Annotated in this window: 20 protein-coding genes; 3 read left to right on the top strand and 17 right to left on the bottom strand. The window is 34.2% G+C overall.

Annotated elements, in window-relative coordinates; all coding sequences use genetic code 11:
- The first annotated feature begins 2 nt into the window (after positions 1 to 2).
- Positions 3 to 470, top strand: coding sequence for a threonine/serine exporter family protein (locus tag BCR22_RS10320; RefSeq protein WP_069654816.1), 468 nt, complete (start codon positions 3 to 5; stop codon positions 468 to 470).
- Positions 471 to 480: 10 nt separating this feature from the next.
- On the opposite strand, the gene BCR22_RS10315 is transcribed toward BCR22_RS10320, so the two are convergent.
- From BCR22_RS10315 to BCR22_RS10295, 5 genes are all read right to left on the bottom strand, one after another.
- The gene (locus BCR22_RS10315) at positions 481 to 1266 is read right to left on the bottom strand and encodes an ABC transporter ATP-binding protein (RefSeq protein ID WP_069654815.1); all 786 of its coding nucleotides are present in this window, start codon (positions 1264 to 1266) and stop codon (positions 481 to 483) included.
- Positions 1263 to 2150 carry an ABC transporter permease gene (locus tag BCR22_RS10310; RefSeq protein WP_069654814.1) on the bottom strand — a complete coding sequence of 296 codons (888 nt, stop codon included), beginning with the start codon at positions 2148 to 2150 and terminating at the stop codon, positions 1263 to 1265. The genes BCR22_RS10315 and BCR22_RS10310 overlap by 4 nt, the downstream gene beginning before the upstream one ends.
- An 18-nt stretch (positions 2151 to 2168) precedes the next feature.
- Complete coding sequence (gene trpX / locus BCR22_RS10305; protein ID WP_069654813.1) at positions 2169 to 3158, bottom strand: tryptophan ABC transporter substrate-binding protein; 990 nt, start codon at positions 3156 to 3158, stop codon at positions 2169 to 2171.
- A 353-nt stretch (positions 3159 to 3511) separates the two neighbouring features.
- Positions 3512 to 4099, bottom strand: a complete 588-nt coding sequence (locus BCR22_RS10300; RefSeq protein WP_069654812.1) for a GNAT family N-acetyltransferase — start codon at positions 4097 to 4099, stop codon at positions 3512 to 3514.
- 112 nt (positions 4100 to 4211) lie between these two features.
- Positions 4212 to 4856 (bottom strand): hypothetical protein, encoded by a 645-nt coding sequence (locus BCR22_RS10295; protein ID WP_069654811.1) that lies wholly within the window; start codon positions 4854 to 4856, stop codon positions 4212 to 4214.
- A gap of 412 nt (positions 4857 to 5268) precedes the next feature.
- On the opposite strand from BCR22_RS10295, the gene BCR22_RS10290 reads away from it, so the two are divergent.
- Together BCR22_RS10290 and efbA are read left to right on the top strand one after the other, a co-directional pair.
- Positions 5269 to 6387 carry a 5-methyltetrahydropteroyltriglutamate--homocysteine S-methyltransferase gene (locus BCR22_RS10290; RefSeq protein ID WP_069654810.1) on the top strand — a complete coding sequence of 373 codons (1119 nt, stop codon included), beginning with the start codon at positions 5269 to 5271 and terminating at the stop codon, positions 6385 to 6387.
- 500 nt (positions 6388 to 6887) lie between these two features.
- Positions 6888 to 8594 (top strand): fibronectin-binding protein EfbA, encoded by a 1707-nt coding sequence (gene efbA / locus BCR22_RS10285; RefSeq protein WP_069654809.1) that lies wholly within the window; start codon positions 6888 to 6890, stop codon positions 8592 to 8594.
- A gap of 18 nt (positions 8595 to 8612) precedes the next feature.
- Here efbA and BCR22_RS10280 read toward each other — a convergent pair whose 3' ends face one another.
- The 12 genes from BCR22_RS10280 to BCR22_RS10225 form a co-directional block, all read right to left on the bottom strand.
- Complete coding sequence (locus tag BCR22_RS10280; protein WP_069654808.1) at positions 8613 to 10427, bottom strand: penicillin-binding transpeptidase domain-containing protein; 1815 nt, start codon at positions 10425 to 10427, stop codon at positions 8613 to 8615.
- A gap of 349 nt (positions 10428 to 10776) precedes the next feature.
- A complete protein-coding gene (locus BCR22_RS10275; RefSeq protein WP_069654807.1) occupies positions 10777 to 12225 on the bottom strand; it encodes a DEAD/DEAH box helicase in 1449 nt (482 codons plus the stop codon).
- 388 nt (positions 12226 to 12613) lie between these two features.
- On the bottom strand, positions 12614 to 14857 hold the full coding sequence (locus tag BCR22_RS10270) for an ATP-binding cassette domain-containing protein (RefSeq protein ID WP_069654806.1): 2244 nt from the start codon (positions 14855 to 14857) through the stop codon (positions 12614 to 12616).
- Positions 14858 to 15111: 254 nt separating this feature from the next.
- Complete coding sequence (locus tag BCR22_RS10265; RefSeq protein ID WP_069654805.1) at positions 15112 to 16404, bottom strand: hypothetical protein; 1293 nt, start codon at positions 16402 to 16404, stop codon at positions 15112 to 15114.
- A gap of 22 nt (positions 16405 to 16426) precedes the next feature.
- Positions 16427 to 19207 carry a hypothetical protein gene (locus BCR22_RS10260; protein ID WP_069654804.1) on the bottom strand — a complete coding sequence of 927 codons (2781 nt, stop codon included), beginning with the start codon at positions 19205 to 19207 and terminating at the stop codon, positions 16427 to 16429.
- A 28-nt stretch (positions 19208 to 19235) separates the two neighbouring features.
- A complete protein-coding gene (locus BCR22_RS10255; protein ID WP_141706567.1) occupies positions 19236 to 19916 on the bottom strand; it encodes a hypothetical protein in 681 nt (226 codons plus the stop codon).
- Between the two features lie 49 nt (positions 19917 to 19965).
- Entirely contained in the window at positions 19966 to 20778 is an 813-nt protein-coding gene (locus BCR22_RS10250) for a hypothetical protein (RefSeq protein ID WP_010761511.1), read from the bottom strand.
- 83 nt (positions 20779 to 20861) lie between these two features.
- The gene (locus BCR22_RS10245) at positions 20862 to 21560 is read right to left on the bottom strand and encodes a hypothetical protein (protein WP_069654802.1); all 699 of its coding nucleotides are present in this window, start codon (positions 21558 to 21560) and stop codon (positions 20862 to 20864) included.
- Positions 21561 to 21589: 29 nt separating this feature from the next.
- Positions 21590 to 22804, bottom strand: coding sequence for a hypothetical protein (locus BCR22_RS10240; protein ID WP_069654801.1), 1215 nt, complete (start codon positions 22802 to 22804; stop codon positions 21590 to 21592).
- Between the two features lie 54 nt (positions 22805 to 22858).
- Positions 22859 to 23656, bottom strand: a complete 798-nt coding sequence (locus tag BCR22_RS10235; protein ID WP_010761514.1) for a signal peptidase I — start codon at positions 23654 to 23656, stop codon at positions 22859 to 22861.
- A 41-nt stretch (positions 23657 to 23697) separates the two neighbouring features.
- Positions 23698 to 24366, bottom strand: a complete 669-nt coding sequence (locus BCR22_RS10230) for a winged helix-turn-helix domain-containing protein (RefSeq protein ID WP_010761515.1) — start codon at positions 24364 to 24366, stop codon at positions 23698 to 23700.
- 287 nt (positions 24367 to 24653) lie between these two features.
- On the bottom strand, positions 24654 to 25781 hold the full coding sequence (locus BCR22_RS10225; RefSeq protein ID WP_069654800.1) for a tyrosine-type recombinase/integrase: 1128 nt from the start codon (positions 25779 to 25781) through the stop codon (positions 24654 to 24656).
- Positions 25782 to 26415 lie beyond the last annotated feature (634 nt).

The raw sequence follows: 26415 nt of genomic DNA, 5'->3' as shown, positions 1-26415 counted from the left end.
AAATGGAAGTCGTTATTCATTGTTTGTTTAGCTATTTAAGTACGGTTACGTTTGGGATCGTTACAAATGTTCCTAGAAAAGTTTTAAATACCTGTGGTATTACGGGCGCTGTCGGTTGGATGATTTACTGGTCTACTAAAAATCTAGATGCGGGTGTGATTTTTGCGAATTTTCTTGGTGCGATCGGAATTGGTCTGTTGAGTATTTATTTTTCACGTAGAAAAAAAATGCCTATGACGATTTTTAACATCCCTAGCCTCGTACCTTTAGTTCCAGGCGGACCTGCTTATCAAGCCGTAAGAAGTATTGTTTTAGGTGATTATGTCAGCGGTGTTCATTTTATCATCAAGGTAATCATGACGGCAGGAGCAATTGCCGCTGGATTTATGGTAACGGGTATTATCGAACGTCTGTTAAAAAATAGTTTAGATAAAAAAGATCATTTAAGTAATAAAAAATTACTTAGATGATCTTTTTTGTTTAATCAATTGTTATTTCTTCCGCTTCTTCTTCGAAAAATAATAGTAAATCTTGCAATGTTAGTTTTTCTTTTTCTTCTTTGTTTAAGTCTTTGATGATTTGTCCTTTTTGCAGAACAATTAATCTATCACCGTAATGTAGCGCATCTTCCATACGGTGCGTGATCATCAAGCAAGTTAATTCACCTTCTTTGATTCGCTGATCTGTAAGTTGCATCAATTGCTTAGATGTCTTAGGATCAAGCGCTGCAGTATGCTCATCTAAAAGAAGCAACTCAGGCTTTGTCAATGTAGCCATCAACAGACTTAATGCTTGCCTTTGTCCACCTGAGAGATTACCCGTTGGCGTATCCAAATGATTTTCTAACCCATTTCCGACTTCACGACAGATTTTTGTGAAAAACGTTCGTTCATCATTCAACTTGCGTAATCTTAAGCCGCGTTTCTTTCCTCGATGAAGTGCTAAAAGTAAATTTTCAGCAACAGTCATTCTTGGTGCTGTGCCCATTTTGGGATCTTGGAAAACACGTGATAAGTATTTTGCTCGTTTTTCTTCGGAATACGCTGTAATATTTTGATCATGGACAAACAACTCCCCTTCACTCAGTGTCACTGTACCGGCAATACTATTAAATAAGGTACTTTTACCGGCTCCGTTACCACCTAAAACCGTGACGAATTCGCCTTGAGAAATTTTCAAATTCACATGATTTAAAATCATTTTAGTTTCATTTAATCCGTTATCAATCCGCTTAGTGGCATTTTTAAGTTCTAAAACTGTACTCATTTTTCACCCTCCTTTTGTGGTAAAAAGTGTAAATTTAATGCTTTTTTCAATTGCGGAATCATTAAGCATGCAGCTAAGATCACAGCTGAGAAGATTTTTAAGTATGTTGTATCAAAACCGAGTTTAATGACTAATAATATAAGTAATTGATAAATAATACTTCCAACAACAATCGCTACTAAGCGTTCTGCAAAAGTCAATTCTCCAAACAACACTTCACCGATGATAATCGATGCCAAACCAATAACGATTACACCTGTTCCTTTGTTGACATCGGCATATCCGTCATTTTGAGCGATTAGTGCGCCTGATAGAGCGATCACACCATTCGATAATGTCAATCCTAATATTTTCATAGAATCTGTTTTAATTCCGATTGAGCGTGCCATATGCTCATTATCACCGGTTGCAATATACGCTTGTCCTAAATTTGTATTAAAGAAAAAGAGTAATAAACTAATGATGATTGCTAGAAATATAACGCCTAAAAATACGATATCATAATAGTTTGGTAAATTTAATTGTAAAAAGAAATCTTGAATTTTAGGTTTATTCAACAACGATAAATTTGGAGTTTGCATCACATAAAGAATAACCGAATTCAAACCGGACATCACCAAAATTCCTGCTAATATTACTGGAATTTTTCCTTTCGTAAAGAGTAATCCAGTCACAAGACCTGCACACATACCTGCCAAAACACCTAATAACGTTGCAAAAATAGGATGGATTCCTGATGTGATAGCCGTAACACAAACTGCCCCTCCCAGTGGAAACGAACCTTCTGTTGTCATATCTGGAAAATTTAAAATACGATAGGTCATAAAAATTCCTAACCCTAATATTGCCCATAACATTCCTTGTCCAATTGCTGAAACTATCATTTGATCCTCTCCCTGTGTTTAATCTATGATTTTTGCTTTTGATGTGACATTTTCAGGGATTGATATTCCCAGTTTGTCTGCTTGTTTTTGATTGATGATAATATCTCCTGTTTTAAAGGTATAAATCGGTGTTGTTGCAGGCTTAGCTTTTCCTGATAAAATATCTGCTGTCATCTTACCTGTTTGGACACCAAGATCAAATTGATTGATTCCAACTGTAGCAAGTCCGCCTTGTTCAACCATTGTATCAACAGAAGGAATAATCGGTGTCTTTGTTTTATCAGCTTCACTGACGACAGTTTGCATGGCATTGGCTATTGTATTATCTGTAGGAATATAGATGAAGTCAACTTCACTCGTCATCACTTGAACGGTTTGCGCGATTTCGTTACTGGATGGAACCGCAAACGTTTTTACCGTCATTCCAATTTTTTCAGCGATTCTTTTTGCCTCTTCCACTTGGTATTTGGAATTTTCTTCAGATGAAGCATATAAGATGCCGACTTTTTTCCTTTTTGGTAAGATTTGCGTTACTAACTCAAACTGAGCGGTGACAGGTGATTTATCACTTACACCCGTAATGTTCCCACCTGGTTTTTGATTATCTTTGACTAGTCCAGCACTAACAGGATCCGTAATGGCTCCAAGTATGATTGGTATTTCTGAAGTTGTATTAGCAAGTGCTTGAGCTGCTGGTGTTGCGATTCCGATCAAGACATCGGATTTTTTTTCTTGTACTAATTGCTGACTCATTGTTGCTAGCTTACTTTGGTCTGCTTGACCATTTTGAAAAGCAAGCGTCATGTTTTTACCATCTTCATATCCTTTTTCTTTTAAACCAGCCTGAATCCCTTTATAAATCTGATCCAACGCAGGGTGGCTAACAAACTGCAAAACTCCGACTGTCGGTATATTTTGCTTTACCGTTTCTTGCTTCTCGATAAAAAATGACCCTATCAAAAATACAACAATAATTGCTACAACGACTGATAAACGATTTATTCTCATCCTTTTCCTCTCTCTCTAAACATATAAATAAGTCAAAACAAAAAACAACGACAAATCCTAGAAAGGAGCGGTCGTTGTTATATAAACAAAAACCACATAGAAAACTCATCTATGCGGTCAAAAAATCATCTTGAATAAGCCGACATAGATACAAAATTTAGAACTTGTCATCTAAAGTTGTATCTACGAGAGTATCATACATACAACTATCTACGCCAGTTTTGCCATGAATTATTTAATTGCTTCATTGGTTTTGATAGTCTTTCCATGTAATCACTCCTATAGTTTCTGTTGCAATCAGTGTACACTAAAAAGAATTTATTCGTCAAGTCTAAAACTGTTTTTAACAGCAATTATTTCAAATTGTGTTTATCCTTTTTGAGATTTTTTAATCGTTTTCGGTAGCTCCAACTGTCTTTATTTTCTTTAAAAGGAAAAAAATCTAAACGTGTAAACATCTTTTGCGATGCCTTATTCCAATTGAATATCTCACTGACAGTCATAAAATCTCGACCCATTTTTTTTGATTTATAGATAAAGTACTTAGTGACCATCCGTCCAATATGTTGATCACGAAATGCTTTGTCGATCACGATGGCATAGTCATCTTCAGCGAGCCAGACATCCCCTATTATTTGAGTTTTTTTATCCTTTTTATATTCAATGTAATAAAGTAACCCATGCTCATTTTGCCACTCATACATTTGTTGGATTTGTTCTTTTGTGTACGTAATTCTGACTCCTACGATGTTCCGCATACTTTCTGGATCCTGATACCATTTTAAAGACTCCTCACGAAGCGTATCAAAAGGAATCAACCGAACAGTTTCAGACAATCGAACTTTTTTTGGTGTCGTACGATTGAAAGAGGACTCAGGCTTAGACCGAGTCCTCTTTTTAGCTAGATCTGTCGCCAAAGTCCGCCATTTAAAACTTGTCACGTCGTTCACTTCTTACATACACACGCTGTAATCTAGGTTTTATCACAAAAAGTCCCAATAAACTGAATAGAATAAATTCTCTCATATCAAGCCCTTCTTTCTGAAATTGATTTTATTGTGCTACTGAATCAGCTTCCACAGATTGATCTAACGTTTGCTCAGATTCACTAGTCGCTGGTTCACTTGTAGTGCTTGTTGTTGAATTTGATGTAGCAGATGGCTCTACTATACTAGACAATGACAACTGATTCAAAGATGGGATAAGCATCTTTTTTGTGTCAAAATTTTCATCAATAGAGATTCTATTTTTTTCTTTTCCGTTTTCAAAGAAAACAATCGCTACTTCATTTTTTTTGATTTTGTATTTTTGCTCGATTTTCTCTACATCATAAACCATCGGATAAAGGTAAATACTACGGTTAAAATCTTTCATTAGTTCTGAGTCTTTTAATACATTCATCACGTTACCATAAGTACGGCCACTTGGCACTGAAAATAAAACGGTCATTGCTGTTTTTTCACTAATTTCTTTATCTGCTGTTTTGGGATCTAAATAATTTGCCTTTTTTGATAAATTCTCTTGGTTTACTAAAGATTTAATTTCAGAAGCACGAATATTCGCCTGTACTTTAGGTACTACCATGAACAAGCTTATTATAACTAGAACTATTACAACTAAAATAATTGCCGTCAGTTTCTTCTGTCTATTAATGAATTCTATAATATTATCTTTAACATTGATAAAATCTTTCTTCATTTTGTCTCTCCTCTACTACGTATAATCCTATTATACTAGTAGTTCTTTCCTTTGCCTAGTATAACAAATAATGCTCCAGCTATTTTTAATAAAAAATAGATTTTTTTCATTTTAATCTATATAAATGTTAAAAAACAACAATAATAGCAAATGGTTTCACTCATTGACAAACTAGTATTCCTAACCTATACTTTCACTAAAGATCGATAAATTAAAATACGATGAAAAAAGATCGTGCTATTTTAGTAAAATGATGAGAGAATCTCAGCTGATGAAAAGATAGAAGGTGAAAAAAAGAAGAATAACCTATAAAACACGAACAAGCTCGTTCAGTTATCCGTTATTTTTACTGAGTGTACTTGATTTATTATGTATATTTTTATAAATTTAACTAAAAAATGGAGGACTATTTATGCCAAACAACAAGCAAAGAATCCCTTTCCGTTATGATATTGTCGGTAGTTTTTTACGCCCTGACTATTTGAAAAAAGCACGTGCGGCTTTCCTTGACGGGACTATTACAAAAAATGAATTAACAACCATCGAAGATCAAGCAATCATTGATTTAATTGAGAAACAAAAAAATGCTGGACTTTATGCTGTAACGGATGGTGAATTTCGCCGACGTTGGTGGCATTTAGATTTTATTGCAGGCTTAAATGGTATTACTGTCTATGATTTCCAAACAACTGCTTTTGGTATTACGACAGACGCTCAAGGAACATATGTAAGTGGCCAACTATCTTTTTCAAAAGATCATCCGTTTCTTGATCATTTTCGTTTCACTCAAAAATATGCGTCGCCTCTTTTGGCTAAACAGACCATTCCTGGACCCAATATGATATTTTTAGATTCACTGATTTTATCCAAACAATACAATCAGAATCCTATTTATAGTTCTTTAGAAACGTTCAAAGAAGATTTAATTAAAACCTATCAAGACGCAATCCAAGCTTTTTATGATGCTGGTTGTCGTTACTTACAATTAGATGATACAAGCTGGGGTGGATTATTTGATGATCGCTTTCGTGAATTGATTTCGAATAACGGTCTGGATGCTGATCAACTATTGAATGCTTTTCAAGACGTAACTGAAAAATGTTTAGTAAACAAGCCAGCTGATCTTGCTGTTACCTTTCATTTTTGTAAAGGTAATTTCCAATCCCATTGGCTTTATAACGGCTCTTATGAAACAATCGCAAAAAATTTATTTTCTATTGAAGCATTTGACGGCTTCTTTTTAGAATATGACGATGAACGTTCAGGTGGTTTTGAACCTTTGAAGGAATTAAAAAATCAAAAAATCGTTCTAGGACTAATCACCACTAAAAAGGGCGAACTTGAAGACGTCTCAAGCGTTGAAAAGCGTATCAAAGAAGCGAGCAAATTTGTGCCGTTGAATCAAATTTGTCTCTCTCCTCAATGCGGTTTCGCATCGACACACGAAGGAAATCACCTAACTGAAGAAGAGCAATGGGCTAAAGTTCGACTAGTCGTTGATATAGCTAAAGGTGTTTGGCAAGACGCTTAACTAAAGGAGGATGGAACAGAAGCTTATTTTCAAAGGCTTTTGCTCCTGCTCCCACTGTTTATTCGCATTTAGGGTGTGAAACAAAAGTGATTTTTACTTTTGTCTCGCACCCTTTTAAACAGTAAAAATCTGTTTAGTTTTCTTTACAAATTTCATTATTTTTTTACTTTATCGATTTACTAAATGTGCCATATAGGTAATCCTATGATGCAAGCCACGAATCGCAACGGATATTTCATAAATCAACCTTAGGCAAGCCCTTAAACTATTCCGACTGCTTATGATAATAAAAAAACTGTGCTTACTTGGCATAGACTTCCTCAACTTCGTTTAAACCAACTGGCTCATCTACACTAACTATATTAAAAAAGAAAGCGTATTTATTTAGTAAAGCGATTCATTCATTTCATATTATCAGGATTTTATTCCTCACTTCCTTTATAAATAAAAAGAACTCCGTTATAATGGTATTATTATGTATATAGAATTGAGGGATGTTTATGTCATTTGATGGCGTATTTACTCATGCAATGGTCTCCGAATTATCAGAGACTTTAGCCACCGGCCGAATTTCAAAAATTCATCAGCCATACGAAAATGAAATTATTTTAGTGATCCGGACTAAGGGAAAAAATCATAAATTACTATTATCAGCTCATCCAAGTTATGCTCGAGTCCAGCTAACCGAAATCGCTTATGCCAATCCAGATACACCGCCAAACTTTGTCATGATGTTGCGGAAGTTTCTTGAGGGTGCTATTTTAGAACAGATTCACCAAGTCGAAAATGATCGTGTGATCCACTTTACCTTCACTAAAAGAGATGAACTCGGAGATCTCCAAAATATTGTTCTGATTGTTGAATTAATGGGCAGACACAGCACGATTGTTTTGGTCAACAAAGAAAACGGCAAAATTTTAGATGCTATCAAACATATTGGTAGTTCACAAAATAGCTATCGCTCGTTGTTACCAGGGGTTGAATACATCGATCCACCGAAACAAACCCAACAAAACCCATTCGAATCAAGTAAAGAAAAAGTCTTTGAAATTCTTTCAAAAGCAAGTGAACTTAATGGAAGCTATTTACAAAGTCAATTTCAAGGGTTGGGCAAAGATACTGCTGACGAGATTGCCTTTCGTTTAAATGAACGTCCTAATGAGAAAATGCTTGTGTGGCAGTCATTTTGGTCTTCTCTTGAACATGAACTCGCACCCACGTTAACAATCACAGAGAAAAAAGAATTTTTTACCCCTCTTCCATTTTCATCACTTGAAGGTAAGCAAGAAAATTTTGTGAACCTCAGTGAATTACTCGATACTTTTTATGGTGGAAAAGCAGAAAAAGACCGCGTTAAGCAACAAGGTGGCGAACTGATCCATAAAATTGAAAATGAACTGAAGCGAAATCAAAGTAAACTGGTTAAACTCCAACAAACCTTAGCCGATACTGAACATGCAGAAAATTATCGTCGAGATGGTGAACTTTTAACAACTTTTATGGCTCAAGTTCCAAAAGGTGCTGCATTCGTTGAATTACCAAACTATTACGAAGAAGATAAGTTGTTGAAAATAAACCTGAACCCAGCACTTACACCAAATCAAAATGCTCAAAAGTACTTTCAAAAATATCAAAAACTGAAAAATGCTGTCAAAGTGGTGCATGGCCAAATTGAACAGACTAATCAAGAAATCCGCTATTTAGAATCCGTCCTATCACAATTGGAAATAGCAGGCCCAATGGATATTCAAATGATTCGTGAAGAATTAATCGAACAAGGCTATGTTAAAAACCGCGGTGCAAAAAAACAGAAACAACCAAAGAAAAGCAAACCAGAAGAGTTCTACTCATCTGACGGTAGCCTGATTCTTGTAGGGCGTAACAACCTGCAAAATGATCAATTGACGCTTAGAACAGCTAAAAAGACAGATATTTGGTTGCATGCAAAAGATATTCCTGGCTCTCATGTGATCATCAAAGAGAGCGATCCATCTAATGAAACATTAGTAGAAGCAGCAAATCTTGCCGCTTATTATTCTAAATATCGTTTATCTGCACAAGTTCCCGTAGACTATGTACAAGTAAAACATGTCCATAAACCTAATGGAGCTAAACCTGGATATGTCATTTATGAAAATCAAAAAACGATATATGTTACTCCAGATGAACAATTACTTGAAACATTAAAAACGAACACACCTCATTAAGAGGGATGTTCGTTTTTTTTAATCGCGAGCAACCATCGCTCGTTTTACTAAATTATTAGAAACCTCAGAAATAATATCGTTCGCTGTTACACCTTGCAATAACGGTTTTTTTAGCGTCATATAAAAAATATACTTTGGATCTTCCGTTGGAGTAATCGTCACAACCGAATGTAGATATTCTTGTTTTTGATAAATACCATTTTCAAAGAATTCTGCTGTTCCCGTTTTAGCGGAGACATTGATTCCGTCCATAGCATATTCTTTCCCCATACCATATTTAGGATCTATCGTAACATCTTTCATATACTCCAAGACTTTTCCAGCTGTTTCGCTTGAAATCGGTGTTCCAACTACTTCTGGTTGAATGATGGTTTCTTTTCCATTCGAAGAAACAACTTTACTGATCATATTAGGTTTTAGCATTTCCCCTCCGTTAGCAATGGCTGTGTAAGCCTGAAGCATCTGTAAATGAGTCACTGAAATTCCTTGTCCATATGATGTCATTGCTCTGTCGACTGTTGTTTTATTCTGGATTTCTCCAGTGGCCTCACCCGTCAACCCGAAATTTGTACTTTGACCAAAACCAAATTTTTTTAGATATTCTTGCCATAAATCAGGCATCCGCTCTTGAAGTGTCACCATTCCGACATTACTTGACCAAGCTAGACCTTGTCTAAATGTCATATTGCCCTCTCCAACGCCATTATTCCAATCATTGATTTGTGTACCGTCGATTTTGATATTTCCTGAAAGGAACTGCTCATTTTCACTGAATTTATTTTCTTCGATTGCACTTGCTACCATCATACTTTTCATCGTTGAGCCTGGTTCATAGACATCCTCTACAAGAATATTGCTCCAACGGGCTGTATTCGGATCTTCTAACCCTTTTCTTGTGTCTAATTCAAAAGAGGGTCTTTGTGAGGTCGCTAATATATTACCAGTTTTTGCTTCCATCAAAGTAGCTGTGATATGCTCAGGTTGGTATTTTTGTGCTGCATCATTTAATAGTTCCTCTAGGTAAAATTGTAAGTTGCTATCCAATGTCGTATAAATATCACTTCCGTCAACGCGTTTTTTCTCTTTCGCACTTCCCGGTTTTACATCACCGAATGCAGAATTTTTTTCATAACTACGAGAACCATTTTGACCAGATAATTTGTCATTATAAGCCTCTTCGATTCCCATCACACCTTGTTCGTTGCCTTTATCATCTTGATTGGTATAGCCAATAAAATAAGAAGCGAAGTTCCCAACTTGATAGGCACGTTTTTTCTCTTCACGGAAATAAATACCTGAAATCTTTTTCTTCTTTAATTCTTCTTCAATCGTTCTTTTTGTTTCAAAATTCAAATTTTTGCCATTTGTCCCAAATTCGACCGTTGTAACCTGTTTTCCCTCTTTATTTACACTTGGTTTTAATTGTTTTAATGTTAGTTCTTTCTCGATTTTTACATATTTTTCAAAGATTTCAGCAATTGTTGGCCAATCTTTTTCTTGGACATACAACTTGTTTCCTTCTAAATCAGTATAGTTTTCATCTAAAATAGCATATAACGAAAATGCACTCGAATCTTCGACTAAGACATTGCCATCTTTATCCAAAATCGATCCTCGTCTTGCTTCTAATGTCTCATGAACTTCATACAACTCTTTCGTTTTTTCAGAAAGAGAAATTCCTGCAACTTTCCCTGTAATGAGAATATAGGAAAGTCTAATTGTAAAGAGTAAAAAGATCAACATCGTCAAAAATAAAATTATCACACCAACACGTTTTCTATTTTTAATTGTTGAAAGATTATGATTCCTTATTATACCTTTTATTTTTTTCATTCTAGCTTATCTCCAAATTGAGTTTTTGTGTTCATCTCTACATAAAATTCCCTATTTATAGGGAATCTTATAGAGAAGAGTATGCATTCATTTTACCTCTTTTATTTACCGATTTTCTGCTTCTATTTTGCTTCTTAAACAAAAATTAGAGTATTGAAAAAAACACGGCCCTTTTCCTTAGTTGGGCTTTTTTTATCTGTTCTATTCTTCTCTCTTGAAATTCTAAAAAGCTACTAAGTTGATAAATGAGTCGAAGTCACATCTAACGCGTCTGTTAAGAAAGAATCGATCAATATACCGTTAAAAAAGAACATAGCCCAAAGCTCTTTGAGTTATGTTCCTGCTTTACTTATTTTTTTCTTGCTACGTGTACTTTCAATTGCTTACCTTTAATCGTTCTTTCTTTCATTGCTTGAATAACCAGTGGGCCTTTTCCATTTAAAATATCAACGTATGTCACATTTTCTTGGATAGTGATGATTCCGATATCTTCAGATGTGATTCCTTCGATTTTTGAAATAGTACCTACAAAATCAAGTGCTCGTAATTTCTTTTTCTTACCGCCATTAAAATAAACTTTTGTAATTTCTTCATTCACACGTTTGGCTTTTTGGTGCTTTGGCTTTTGCTTAGTTGTTATTTTCTTCTCAAATGCTGCTTTATTTCTTGCTACTTGTTTAGCATTCGGTAGCGTGATTCGTGTCATTGTTAATTCACCAAAAGACTCGATTTCTTTTTTTAAGGAATCTTCTTTTGATGTGACAAATGTTAATGCATACCCTTCTCTACCTGCACGACCAGTTCTTCCTACACGGTGAACATAACTTTCTTTTTCAAATGGAACATCTAGATTAATAACATGCGTAATATTCTCAATATCGATACCACGGGCCGCTACATCTGTTGCTACAAGGTAACGAAACTTGCCTTTTCTAAAAGCATCCATTACGTCAAAGCGATCTTCTTGCATCATACCACCATGTAATTTTCCAACAGGATATCCTGTTTTGACTAAGAAATCGTATGTGTCATTGACTTTTTCTTGAGTATTAGCAAAGATGATACATGTATCTGGATTTTCAACGATCGTTACTGCCTCTAAAGCAGCAAATTTATGTTCTTCTGTTACATCTAAAAAGGCATGTTGAATCTTTGGTGTTGTTTTTTCTGATGCTTCGATTTTTACAACAACTGGTTCACGTAAATACGCGCTACTCAGTTTTTCAATTGTTTTTGGCATCGTCGCAGAGAAAAGCAGCGTATTTTTAGCTTCTGGTAATGCCGCTATAATCTCTTTTACTTGTTCAATAAATCCCATGTTCAACATTTCATCTGCTTCGTCGATTACTAAACAATTGATTTTTTCAAGAGGAAGCGTTCCTTTTAGAATATGATCTAACACTCGTCCAGGCGTTCCAACGACGATATGGCTTTTTTGTTTTAATTCTGATTTTTGTTTTACGTAAGACGCTTTCCCGTAAACAGCCGTTGCTTTTATTCTTTTATAGCGACCGATATTGATTATATCTTCTTGCACTTGTTGAGCTAACTCTCTTGTTGGCTCTAAAACAAGGACTTGTGGTTTATTTTCGACCCAGTCGACTTTTTCGCAAAGCGGGATAGCAAAACTAGCAGTTTTCCCGCTGCCAGTTTGAGATTGAACTAAGACATCTTTTCTATCCAAAACAGCTGGAATTACTGCTTGTTGGACTGGTGTTGGTGTTTCATAGCCTAAATCTGAAATGGCTTCTAGGATTACGTCACTTATAGGATATGTATTGAAATTTATTTTATTCATTGTTTCCCCATTCTTCTATTTTTATCGATCAAAATATTTTGCACACAGTAAAAACTTTTTTCGTGTGAGTTGAATTTTACTTTTAATTGTCTGAATATTTTTTAGGCTCAGTTCCTTATTATCCATGAAAAGTCACTGAACTGCAAGAGGCTAAATTATTATTGTTGTTTTGTGTGAATCGATTTAACGGTGTTTCAAAAAATCTATTACCAGCTAAAATTCTTTATCTTAAAGAAAACAAAAAGAAGACGAGACAAAAGCATTTAGCTCCGAGAAATAAGAGGGAATTCACGAAAATTGCTTTTTAAATTTTTGTGAATTTCAGTTAATTTTCAAAGGATCTGCTTTTTTTCTCGACTTTTGTACTTTTTTCACACTGTTAATTCTATTACAAGTAAGGTTTTGTGATTTCATCATTTGAAGTTGATAGCTCTTCGGGTGTTCCGCTAAATATTAATTGACCACCTTTTGCACCGCCTTCTGGACCAATTTCAATGAGCCAATCAGCTTGTTTGATGATACTCAAATGATGTTCTAAAAGAATCAAACTACTTCCTTCATCAACCATTTGATTAAAAAGCCTCAATAAATTGTTGATGTCTGCTAAATGTAAACCATCCGTTGGTTCATCTAATAAATAAATCGTTCCTTTCTTATGCAGCTGGTTTGCTAATTTCAAGCGTTGCAACTCGCCTCCAGAAAGTGTTGTTAAAGACTGGTTTAACCTTAAATAACCCAATCCAACTTCCATTAATGTTAATAATTCTTTTTTGAAGGGCTGACTGGAAAAGAATTGGCCACTCTCATTGACTGTCATTTCTAAAACATCGACAATCGTTTTACCTTCATATGTGTACTTCAGAACTTCTGGATCATAACGTGTACCATGACAGACTTCGCACGTTGTCACAATATCTTCCATAAAAGCCATATCAGAAATGATTACACCTTTACCGCGACACCTTGGACAAGCGCCTTTTGAATTATAGCTAAATAAAGCAGCACTTACACCATTTTCTTTGGCAAATAGTTCACGGATTTTCCCGAAGATATCTAAATACGTCAACGGAGTAGAACGCAAATTGATTCCAATGCTTTTTTGTGAAATCGCTACAATCTCTTGATTTTCTTCAACAGAAGTCTGACGGATGACCTCACCCAATGATGATTTACCTGAACCTGCAACACCACAAATAACCGTCATGACACCTAATGGTATTCTTGCGGAAAAGTTTTTTAGATTATGAAGATTGACATTTTTTATATCCAAAAAGTTCTTTGGTTTCCGTGTCTTCTTCTTTATTTGTATCGTTGTCTGCAATGCTTCACTTGTGATGGTTTTGGCTTCAAGGAACTTAGAATAATCGCCCGCAAATTGAAGCTCTCCTCCGCCTTCTCCAGCACCAGGTCCCATATCAAGAATATAGTCTGCAGAGCGAATCAGTTGAGGGTTATGTTCTACTAAGATGACTGTATTGCCTTTATTTTTCAAAGAAAGCAACGCTTTGTTGATCCGATCGATGTCTTTTGGGTGAAGACCAGCACTTGGCTCATCTAAAATATACATCATATCATTTAGTGCGCTATTGATATATTTCGAAATTCTAATACGTTGCGCTTCCCCTCCAGAAAGACTGCCAGTCGATCTCCCCAAAGTTAAATAGCTTAAACCAATTTCCATTAATGCCTTTAAGCGCTTTTGAATTTCGGGTTTAATATCTACAGCCAATGGGTCTTCGATTTTTTCTATAAACGATGTTAATTTATCAAGCGAATAGGTGACTACATCAGCAATACTTTTACCAAAAATTTTACAACTTCTCACTCGTTCGTTTACTCGAGTGCCATAACAAGCTGGACACGTTTCAATAGTAACGAAGAGATCTAATTGTTTTTGGTGCCTTTTCCCTTCGTCTGATTGAAGAATACTTCGTCTCATCCTAGGTATCAATCCTTCAAAAAGTGCAGTGTGAGGCCATTTTTCTGGTGGATTTTTTAATTTTTGTTGCGGTGCATACAAAAATAAATCTAGCTCTTCTTTCGAATAGTCTTTTATTTTTTTATCCAAATCAAATAGTCCACTGTCCGCGTAACGTTTCCAACGCCAAAAGCCTGAATGGAAAGTTGGAAAATCTATAGGTCCCTCGTTTAGTGATTTATTAAAATCGACTAATTTATGAATATCAATAGTTGTTACAGTGCCGATGCCATCACATTCTGGGCACTTACCGTCCGGATGATTGAAAGAAAAAGTATCCGAATAGCCAACAAATGGTTTGCCTACCCTTGAAAAAAGTAACCGTAAAAATGTATAAATATCTGTATATGTTCCGACTGTTGATCTAGAATTTGAAGATAATTTCTTTTGCTCGATCACGATCGCAACAGGTAAATTTTCAATGTTATCTACGGTTGGTCTGCCATATTTAGGTAGATATTTTTGTAAGAAACTTGGGAAAGTATCATTTAGTTCTCTTCTAGATTCAGCAGCTAACGTATCAAAAATTAGAGAAGACTTTCCAGATCCAGAAACACCTGTTACAACAGTTAATTGATGTTTTGGTATTTGTGTTGTGACGTGTTTTAAATTATTTTGAGTAGCATTTTTGATCTTAATGAATTGATTTTCCATAAACTTTTTCTCCTACATGAATTTTACTAGTAAATGATGTTTCATTTTAGCGTTTTATAATACCTCTATTTATTATAAAGCTAATTATGTAGCATTGCGAATAAAGAGATAGTTTAACTCTAGATAAAAGAAATCAAACATTTTTTCCAAAAAAAAAAATAGAGCGGGTTACGCCACTCTATTTTCAGTATGATAATATTGTTTAGATGTCTAGCGAAACAAACAGCCTTTCAATTATAATTTAGGTGCTAAATTTATCGAACAAAGCGCATGTTACTTATTCTTCCGTAATTTTGCATTTGGAATTGTGTTTTAAATTGATCGTTATCAGCATAGTCTATTGTTGATCGAGCAATGACTGAAGATCTATTCGGATTGTCTAAGGTTAAGCTTACATTAGAAATAGGTCTCCAAAGATTTGTTGGTGTCGGAGTAGTCGTTTTCCCTCTATTCACCCAACCTTCAATAAAACCTCTATCCATATTAATATTCAGAAACCCAATACTTGTATTTCTCATTGAGATAGGTGTACATCTATAGTATTGATTATTAAAATCAAACCCTCCATTGTCGATATCGATGGAGCCATATTCCCCTAAATCAATATTTCTAACATTCGTTTTATTTGGAGAAGTCACGGTCAGCTTACCATTGCTTCCTACAACACCAGTTCCTTGTACGGAAATATTCTGAATAGACAGGACGCTATAAAGTACGCCAGGTCGCATTTTACTTCCGTCTGATTGGATTATTACATTGGCTCCATCAGATACTGATAATGTTCCTTTTGGGGCATAAACACCATTAGCTATTCCATTTACATTTAGTTTCGCACTATTGTTCACAACGATTGAATGCTCTCCATTAAGAACGATACTTCCATGATCCATTCCCATCGATCCGTAAGTTCCTGTAATTGTTAGTTCACCTGAATTAACAATCAAATCACCGTTGTTCACTTTTATTGGTCCTGAAGTTGTCTGTGCACCTTGGTACTTGATACTCCCAGCTTCAATAGTAAAATTATCATATCTTGATTCTATTTCTAATTTGTTGTTACCAAATAATGTTACACTTCCCGGAACTTTTACTAATGGTTTATTGCCAGAATAGTTTACCGAATCAAGTTCAATCGAACCAGTTTCATTAAAACTATCTTCTATCAAACTTTTTGTTCCGCTAGAAGTAACACTTATTCTTTTCAAAACTATTTTAGTAAAATTACCATAGTCTGTATTTAATCTATAGCCATTTGTTATTAATCTTCCGGAACCATTAATTTCTAAATCTCCATCCACGTAAACATCGTCCGTGAAAATAATGGTTCCATTCACAGTGATTACAGTTTCACCCGATTCTATTAGCTGTTTAAATTGTTTAAAGTTATTAGCTATAACTCTTGCTGCTCTTTGTTCATTTGTATTAACCTTCATTTCACTTGACGCTTCAGCATTCGCAGTTGTTGCATTGCTAAACAATAATAAGCCTGTTGAAACTAAAGCTACGGTTAAAACACTTTTTTTTACAATCCCTTGAGTATAGTTCATTTTATTCTCCCCACTTATTTCATTAATTTACTTTTCCGATTTGATTAAACTTTAAAGAACCACTAAAAGGTTTTTCAAAATCTAAAGATGTTTTATTTACTGGTTCATAAATAAACGTTACATATTTTGTTTTCGTAATATCACCTGTCCAAGTAGTATTCGTTATATCCGGTAAAATACTTTGATTTTCATTTGTGACTCCTTGGGGCACAGGAAGTTGATCCTCTATTTTCATTCCAACGTATCGATAATACATAGGCTGTTCTACTGCTCTGATCGATACATCTTTCATCGATAGTACATTACCTGCAACTTTACTTGGAACAATCACTTCTGTAAAACTGCTCGGCAACCCGTACTGTCCTCCAAAAGTAACACCCGTGATATTATAATTATAACTGACTATTGGCATAGAAAAATTATAGCTATTATTCGCTGTGATACGAGCATAACCTGGCGTTGGAATAGGTAATGTTGGTTTTACCAATATCGGTTTTACACTGGTTTCATCCGTTCGCATAACCTGTCTTAAAAATAGATGGGCATCCGTTTGAGTTTCTTTTAGTAAGGTTACATCCGCATCGGTCAATTTTGTATTTCCCGTTGCGTTTATTCCTTCGTAATCTGTATCAAAATCTATTTGAGCTTCATTTTTTTTGATGACTTGATTTCCATCTTCTGTTTTAAATGTATAAACAGATTTCGCATAGAACTCAATCATAACTTTGTCTCCTGGGTTTAAAGGATAAGGAAACCCTTTTTGTCCCCCTTGATAAGATGGCCATTCGAATTGATCTAGTTTAGAAGTAGATACACTTGATTTCCAAAAATTGTCAGCTTGTTGTCCGCTAATCGGAAAACCTGATTTTACATTGCCACTTGCATTCATTATGTTGATTGTTGTTCCTGAACTTTTATTATTTGAATCATATGGAATGTATTCAAAAGGCTTATCTGCTATTTTAGATAAATCATCTGTAATATTAAACTGAGTAATTTTTTTATTATCAGATGCATCATTTTCAAATTCGATTGAAAACTTACTCGTTTTTTGAGATAAATCACTTGGTGGTGTGTCTTCTTTATAAACTATTTTATCTGGAGCAGCAGTTTTCTTAACATTTGTTTTTGGTTCATCATTCAAGTTATTGGTTCCACGTCCAGGTATGATTGTAGGTAAAAGGTTTTGATCAACACTCCCACCCTTTCCATATCCTGCAACACCTGTGGAAGACGTTACTTCAAAATACACAGTATTATCTGAAGTCTTAAACTCTTGTTGGATATTGATTCTAGCTGGTTTTTCAAACCTTGCAATCACCCCTTTAGGACTTCTATCAACGTTAAGATATTTAATTGTTGAAATTCCAGAGGCTGCTCCCAACTGAGGATTTATACCTGAGCGATTAAAGTCAGAATCTAAAGCGTATACTGTTGCTGATAAATCCCCTTCTGTAACTGGAGCAGAAGGATTAGTTTGATTTTTAAATGGATCCCAAGTAACTTCCATATACCGCCACGCACGTCCACCTTTTAAAAGCCCTTCTGACTTAGTAGGAATTACTTTATCCCAAACTGGTCCTACTGGTGTTCCATCTGCTGCAGAAAAGTAATTATGATACGCATTGGATTGTGGCTCTACATTCGTAATAATACCCGATTTAAACTGTTCTGGTTTGATCATTGCCATATGACCTGAAAGACGTGATGGCGCTTCAGAATAGATGTACTGATTATAGGCACTTCCTAGTGGACCATTTAAACTTGCTTCTGGATTTTGACCACCATTAAAATCTAGTTCAATAGAAACTGCATTTTCAATATAATCCGTTTCATATTTTTTTGCACTAAGGTTGTCCAGATTCCAGCCACTTAATCCCCAAGTACTAGTGTTACTGGATCCAGATACTGAATTAGCATAACTTTTTTCTATATAGGTTAAAGGATAGGCCCCTAGTCCAAAACCACCACCGCCAATAGGTCCAAACATACTCTCAACTAATGGATCTGACAATTCGTTTCCTGTGGAAGGTTTAAAATTGGTATCATTGTGTAAGGTAGCAGTAAATCCTGGTCCATCAACACTACTGCGGTAATAAAATCCCATCACTTGTTTTTTATTTAAATCTAGTTTCTGTCTATAGAGAAATCCAGCAGGTCTATACCCTAAATATTTACTTGTATACATATCAACTTGATACGGCATCGTCCGATACATTTTAAATTCAGAATAAGAATTCAAAGTCTTAGGACCTATACCAGCAATTTGAACATACTGATATTGCCAGTCATTTCCAAGATCTCCCAGCTTACCAGTAAAATAGTCAGTCCCATACTCTCCTGTATAAATACTGTTATAAGGAGGCCATTCTCCTTCAAATCCAGAAGGTCTAGTTATCGAAACTCCATTATACTTATATAGATCAGGTATATAATCATAATAATGACCTGCATAAATACCAAACGGCGTGATTGAAGAAGTAGGATTATCCACTCCCTTTTTTTCTTTATCAGGAGCAGTAATTTTCTTTGCAGATTCTTTTGAGTCTTGTGTAGACGCTGAAGTAGTAGAGGATGATGTTTTTTTCGTATCCAATTCTTTTTCTGAGTTGCTGGATTTTTGACTTTCTGAAACTTGAGTCGAACTTTGTTTCACTGTTTCTTCCGAAAAAACAACTGAACTTTTGAAAAAGCAAATAGAAGCTAAAGATAGAGCTAAAATTACCATCAAATAAGTCATTTTTATCTTTTTACTGATGAAAAAAAAGCGTGTAAATAGATTCTTATTAGAATGATGTTTCAAGTTTGATTCACCTCCAATTCTTTATCGCTTAATTTACTAATCCATCTAACCGACTTCTAATTGTTGTATCAGTCGGTCCATTCCATGCATCAATGAATGCCTTTTGACCTTCACGTTTGCTATATGCACCAATTGCTTCAATTTTAACATCCATATTTAATTGATAACCTTTAAAATCCGTCATGTTATTCGGTTTTGTCACTCCATTTATTAAATTATCTGTCGACTCACCTTTATTAAGAACGGCTAAATAATAATAATAGCCATCACTTCCCAAATACCATTTTGTTCCTTGGCTGTTGATTGCAATCGTATTTATCCCTGCAGATTTATCAATTACAACAGGCAAAATCGAAGATTCTTTTAAGAGATCACTTCGCTCTTGGTTTGCGGTTTCAGTTTTTTGGAAAGTCGGGATGACTAAAGCTCTAACAAATACTGCCGTCTCGCCAGTATTTGTTACTTTTGCTTTTTTGCTAGCCAACATATTTTCTGTACTACCATTTGGATCACTAACAAAACCTTGTTCATCAAGTACAACCTGTGTTGTAGGTACAGTTAATATATTATCTTTTTGATCTTCACTAACCTGCAAAGCGTATGCAATACTTGCTGAAAAAAATAATAAAAAAGCAATACTACTAGCTGCAACTAAACATTTTTGTTTTTTCGTGTTCTTTTTTTGTATTACATTAACAAAATAATCCATTGACTCACCTACTTTAATTTTGTTAATCAGATTTAGGTGCTCTCTCTTATTACCACGAATCATTTTTTGATAGTCCTTCTACTTTAATTATCAAATCATAAAGAGAACCTTTAAAATAGTTAGGCGTTTCATTTGATAATGTTAAGCTTCTCAACAATGGTGTTTTTGTTTTTTCTCCTGGATTAAGTATAGTAGAATAGTAAAAGTATCCATTTTTATAATACCAATACTCCCCTCCACCACTTTGATTTGACTGAACATAGGGTCCAAAATTAATGCGAATCCATTTTGACATTTCAGTCTCTCTATTTCCTCCATTAAATCCTATTTCTGTTGTACCACTAGTTGGAATTCTCTTACGTCCTTCATAATAATGCTCTTGTTTTTTTTCATCTAAAGATTTGTACTTTTGTCCTACAATCCATGTCTGACTATTACTTTTCTCTATCGTCGCTGAACCTTTTCCTGCTTCGTATAGGTCACCATAATCGTAGCTATCTTTAGCATATTCGGCTCGTGGATAAACTTCATAGGTCATTTTGAATTGTAATAGTACTTCTTTTAAGGATACTCTTATCTGGGCATCTATTTCACCAGTGTTGATTATGTTTACTTCTTTTTTTGTTTCTATGTTTGGTATCCAATTAGGATCAAAATCTTCTTCAACTTTGACTTCTAAACGCTTCTCTGTTCCTTCTGATTGGGTGTGGTTTTTTGTCCACTCAGCATAACTGGTCCATGCTAAAGTCGCTCCGACAACTAATACAAAGGAAAATAATAGCGCAAAACTACCGAAGAAAAGTTTATTTTGATTTAATCTCAACCCTTTTTTATAAAAAAATCTTTTTTTTCTATTCTTCAATGTTTCACTTCCTTTCTCTGAAATTCAATTTTTACAATACTTGTAAAATTCAAAAGATCAGATAAGATTCGACCGTGTGTTCTTTAACGACGCCTATTTCTATTCCTTTTTATCGTAACAACAATTACTAAACTTATAAAAAGTAGACCTAAGATAAATCCTAAAAGAACATTCCTTAGATCTTCACCCGTTTGAGGGAATATTCCAAAAGGTTTGGACGGCTTAGGGTCTGGTTGCAATTTAGTATCTTCACTCGCATAGAATACCCAATAAAAGTCGGATTGACTTATTTCACTCCAATCGTCGTCACTATCATTTCTTACAAAAAAATTAACGTTCAAGGTTTCTGTTTGACCTGGTTTAAAAGTTCCCAAATCAATAGCTTTATTTTTTGCATCTGGTAATCCATTTCCAATTAGATCACCAGCGTATAACGTTTTACCACTCATTGTCATGGTGACAGAAATTGCTCTATTCAAATCTATTTTTCCTTCTTTAAAACTTGAATGATTGTCATCACCTTCAGAAAATCTTAAAGATAGGCGATATGGTTTTTCTTCTATACCATAGTTACTAATCATAATAGCTCTCTCAAATGTTAGTTCAGGTTTAATTTCATTGTGTTCAATAAAATATTTACCTTTTTCATTCGCGTGGATTCCATTTTCATCTGCAATAACTAATCCAGGAGGAAGACTCTCCGCAGCATTTGCGGAAAGTCCGAATCCAGTGAATATGATTAGTCCTGCGACTAAAATGATGATAGCATGAATTCGCTTCATAATTGTTCCTCCCAGAATGTGTTACTTCATTACTCGGCCATGCCTGGTAAAGCAGTAAAGTAAGCTTTCGCTTGAGAAGACATGTTGCTCCAGCCTGATGAACCTGATCCAATTTGACTGCCATCAAAAGCAATATCTAAAGCCGCTTTACTAGCTGGAATAGAGTCTAGACCAACCCATAAATCGTATGAAGACAATTTCCAAGTGGTATCTGCAGCGCCAATATTAATATTTTCTAACACTGAAGATTCTGTTTTAGCACCATCAGCCAGTACTTTATCATAATAGAAGTAACCATCACTATAGAACCATTTTCCTTGACCTGAACTTGGAATCGTAGTTACTACATTTGGCATATCAAACGTAATATCTGAATTTACAGAAGACACTTTAGCTGAGCCAGCTGCTGGAGTCATCGTACCCACTGTTCCTGTAAAGCCTGGATAATTAGTACTATTAAGATTTAAAACAGGGTTTTTCCAATCATTTGCAGTATCGGTATAAGTAGAAGCATATGTGAAATATTTAACATCACTCAACTCATAAGTACCAGTCGCGCCTGCTCCATCTTTAAGCGTAGCTTTTGCAGTAACCTTTTGTTCAACCGTTGCACCTGTTGCATCTGCCCATTTTGTTCCATTGATTGTTGGAATTGTATATTCTGGACCCGATGTTTGGAAAGCTTTTGGCAATTCTACATTGCTATCAGCTGGTTTATCAGCATAGTATTTCAATCCGCTTGTTTGGTTTACCAGCATTGTACTATTTCCATTAACAAATAATTTCAAATTAGCTGGTTTAGCAGTAGATGTACCATTTTCATCAAGAATTGTCACAGGACCTGTAACTTCCGTCCAACCTGATGCATGAGAATCAGGATTTACAATCACAGGAAAGGCAGTTTTACTAGGTGTATATGCGGCATTCCCAGCAGTTGTTTCCCCAGAAGTTAGTTTACTTAACATTTCTTCAAATGATACACGAACAATAACATCATTTCCTGATGCATTTTGAACGTCAACTTTCTTTTGGATCGTTGCATTAGCATCTAGCTCTTGTCCTGGTGGGAAGACCTCGACGATATTTACTGCCCCTTTTTCATACCCCGCAGATTGCATATGATTTCGAACCCACTCAGTGTACGATGTGAAGGCGAAAGTACCTGCTACTACCAACAACACAGCCGAAGCTGCTGCTAGTGACCCCACTTTCTGTTTTTTACTTTTGTTTTTCCATTTTTTCATTGAAAAAACCTCCTATATTTCTTTTTATTTATAAATCCCTAAATTTCAGGGAGTTTATACTGATTTAGACTTTGCACTTGGAAGACTCAAATAATATTTAATCGTCAAACTAAAGGCAAATATTGCACATAATAAAACAAGAACGATGATTAGATTGTCTCGAATAAATTGAATAATTCTTCCTATATACTCAATATGAAATACTACCTTACCTACATATTGATTTGAGTGTATTGGAGAATCTGGATTATCATTCGCATCACCTTGTGTTGTAAAAAATAAACCTGTTTCTTGGTTTAATTCTTTATCTATTTTAATCAACCTATGGGTCAAATAGATTTCCTGTTCACCTTCAAAAGGTTTGTAGGTGATAATATCTCCCACTTTCAATTCTTCTGGTGGAATACTTTTTAAAAAAATCATCGCTCCAGCCTCAAATCCATCATTATGTTTTGGGCGATCTTTCTTTTGAGCCATGGAATTTGTTTTGACTGTCATAAATCGGTAACCAAAGAATGATTTACTCTCACTATCATTAAATGAAAACATTACAGCACCAAATAGCATGATTAAGATAAACGTATAAAAAACGAGATTCCAACCTCTTGCTAAGATCCGTTTTCTTCTTTTTTTCTTGATTTTTTCTCGATTTATTTTCTTTTTTCTATTTCGCTTTATAACTGAGTCACTCATTTGACCTCTATTTTGTTTAGCTTTCTGCTTGGATTTTTTTGCTGTACTATTTTTTTTCACACGTTTCTTCCTCATTTTTTGTTCAACTTCAATATGTTCAGCCGTATCATTCTTTTTCAAAGAACGTGCCTTTTTCAATACTTTTTTTTGTTTTTCCAAAAGTCTCCTCCATTCATAATGACTTTATTGTGAAGCGAAAACTATTCGACAAATCGATACCCTTTAGAACGAATTGTTTTGATATATTTAGGATGCATTTTATCTGTTTCAATTTTTGATCTTAAATGAAAAATTAAGTTAGAAACTCGATATGTTGATTGTTTGAATGGTTTATTCCAGATACTCTCGTAAAGTTCTTTATACGTGAGTGTTCTATTAGGATTTTCCATCAATAGTTTTATTAATTTATATTCTAGTTTGGTCAATCCCACATGGTTATTTCCGTCTATTATTATTTCTCTATTACTTTTATCTAAAACTAGCAAAGAATTTTTTTCTGATTTTTTTTTAAAGTAATTACGGTTCTTCAATGCATTTAAGACAATTAATCGATATTCATCTATTGACTCTTGCTCACAAAAATTGCCATTGACCCCTAACTGTAGATAGACAATATTCGAAATAGTATTTTTTTCTTTTGATATGGTCCAAATCAGACAATTTATCTGTCTTTTAATTTTTAAGATTAAATCACATACTTCTGAAAACTTCGCTGGATCTTCATTAAAGATCAAAATTCCATCTATATCATTTGTTTGTGAATAAATAAGCGTCTCATTGATTTCAGAGATTTGACATTCTTTTTTTAGCGCTTTTAAATATGGATCCAAATCAAAAGTAGCCACTTTTATATAACACAAGTTATACATTTTCCTACCTCCGTTTATATTTTTTATAATTTCCGTTTAAACGTTTCATTTCTCATTACTTTTTCAAGCATTATTGTTTTTAAGTTTATGATTTTTCGTTATAATATAGTTAGCATTATTTTTCCTTATTCTTTGAAAATAAAGAAACAGACGAAAAAATAGTCTAAAATTCATGGTGTATTTTTTTTTGACGGTTATTAAGACGGCTTATATAGAAAAAACAAAATGGAGAACACTATAAAATAGTCATTCTCCATTCTGTTTTCAGCTCTTTATTATTTAATTGTTTACGTTTTACTTTCAACCGAACACCATAGCAAATCAACTGCTGAAATAACCGCACGCCGATTTTCGAACATTGAATCAGTATATGTATCTAATGTTAACTTAGCCGAATTATGTCCAAGTAATCGACTTAAACTCGCTATATCAGCTCCCTGCTCTAAGCATCTTGTAGCGAAAGTATGTCTTAAAGAATGGAAATGAATATCTTTTATATCTGCATCTTTTAAAAGCTTCTTAAAACGATAATTAATCGTTCTAGGCTCTACACAATTTCCATTAGACGATATTACATAATCACAATCTGATTTCTCTTTTTTTTCTATTAAATAATTTTGTAAGTTTTTTGACATTGGAATTGCTCGTTTTGAACTTTCTGTTTTCGGACTTCCTTCAATCAAAATAGTCTTTTTGTTATTTTCTTTTATGTCTGAAATTCTATATACTGTTCTTTTTACATAAATAACTTCTTGCTCAAAATCAATATCCGACCATTTCAAACCACTAATTTCACCAATTCTCATTCCAGAATAAAGAGCCAATATAATGGCAGAGCACTCGTCCAATTTTAAAGCAGCTCGTTCCAAATTTTGTTGCTCATTTAATGACAATGCGTGGACTGGCTTCATTTTCATTTTTGGTAATTTCACATATTTTAATAAATCTTGATCAATAAAGCCTAGCCTTTCAGCCTCTTTCAACCCCTTTTGTAGAAGGTTAAAAACGTTTCGAATATAACCAGAAGAAAGGTTTTGTTCTTCCAGTATGTTCACAAATGTTTGTATTTTTTGCTTATTCAATTGTCGAATTCTTATTTTTCCAAAATAAGGAATCAAGTAGTTCTGTGCCATATTTGAGTAGACTGAAAAGGTAGTTGGCTTAACTTTCTTTTTTAAACTTTTATTCATCCAAGATTCAAACCATTCTAAAAAAAGACTATCCGGAACGATACTGTGTTTTCTGCTTTCAGCCTGAGTGGCTTTCAAATGTACTAAACGTTCCTTTACATCTTTATATTTTTTTCCATATATATATCCATATTGGATTTTCCCGCTGGGTTTCCGATATTTTATATAGCGACCTTCCCAACGTCCATCTTTTCTTTTATATATATTTTCACCTTTTTTAGCCATAGAATCTCACCCTATCTGATAATTATTTTGACGCTAATTTTGACGGCTTATTTTTAAAATCGCCAATTTAATGTACAAATAAGTCATTTCGTTGTTATTATTTTAAAAAAACTGTTATTTCTATCATTTTTTTAATAAAACATCTAAAAAAATGATAGAAATCAACGTAATATCACATTGACTATTAATCTTTTATCCATTATCATAAATATATAAACGAAATGTCTTATTTAACTGACTTCCTTATTTTCAAAGAATAAAGATAACTATATAAATTATTTATTCAAATAAATTTGACTTACTACTAAGGCTCAATTTTCCTTAGTATTTTTTTATACAAAAAACCTGTTTGAAAATAACTAATATAACTTGTAAATTTAAATACTGAAATGCAAAAAATATCAATAGTATCCCAAATATCAGACTGAACATGGTCTGAATAAGAAAATAATTTTGATATACATCAGTTGTAGTAATAGATTATATAAATTCAGATTTATTTTAGTTAAAAACCTCGTTATGTGTCCAAAGATCATCAATATTTACTGATACGTACCTGTTATAATTAAAGAAAACTGCATACGTATTTTATTTTGATTAGACTTTTCAACCGATTTTTCCATCTGAATACTAC

Origin of the sequence: Enterococcus plantarum, from assembly GCF_001730295.1 — a bacterium.
In the GTDB taxonomy this organism is placed as follows: domain Bacteria; phylum Bacillota; class Bacilli; order Lactobacillales; family Enterococcaceae; genus Enterococcus_L; species Enterococcus_L plantarum.
This window is presented reverse-complemented; position numbering and strand designations above follow the sequence as displayed.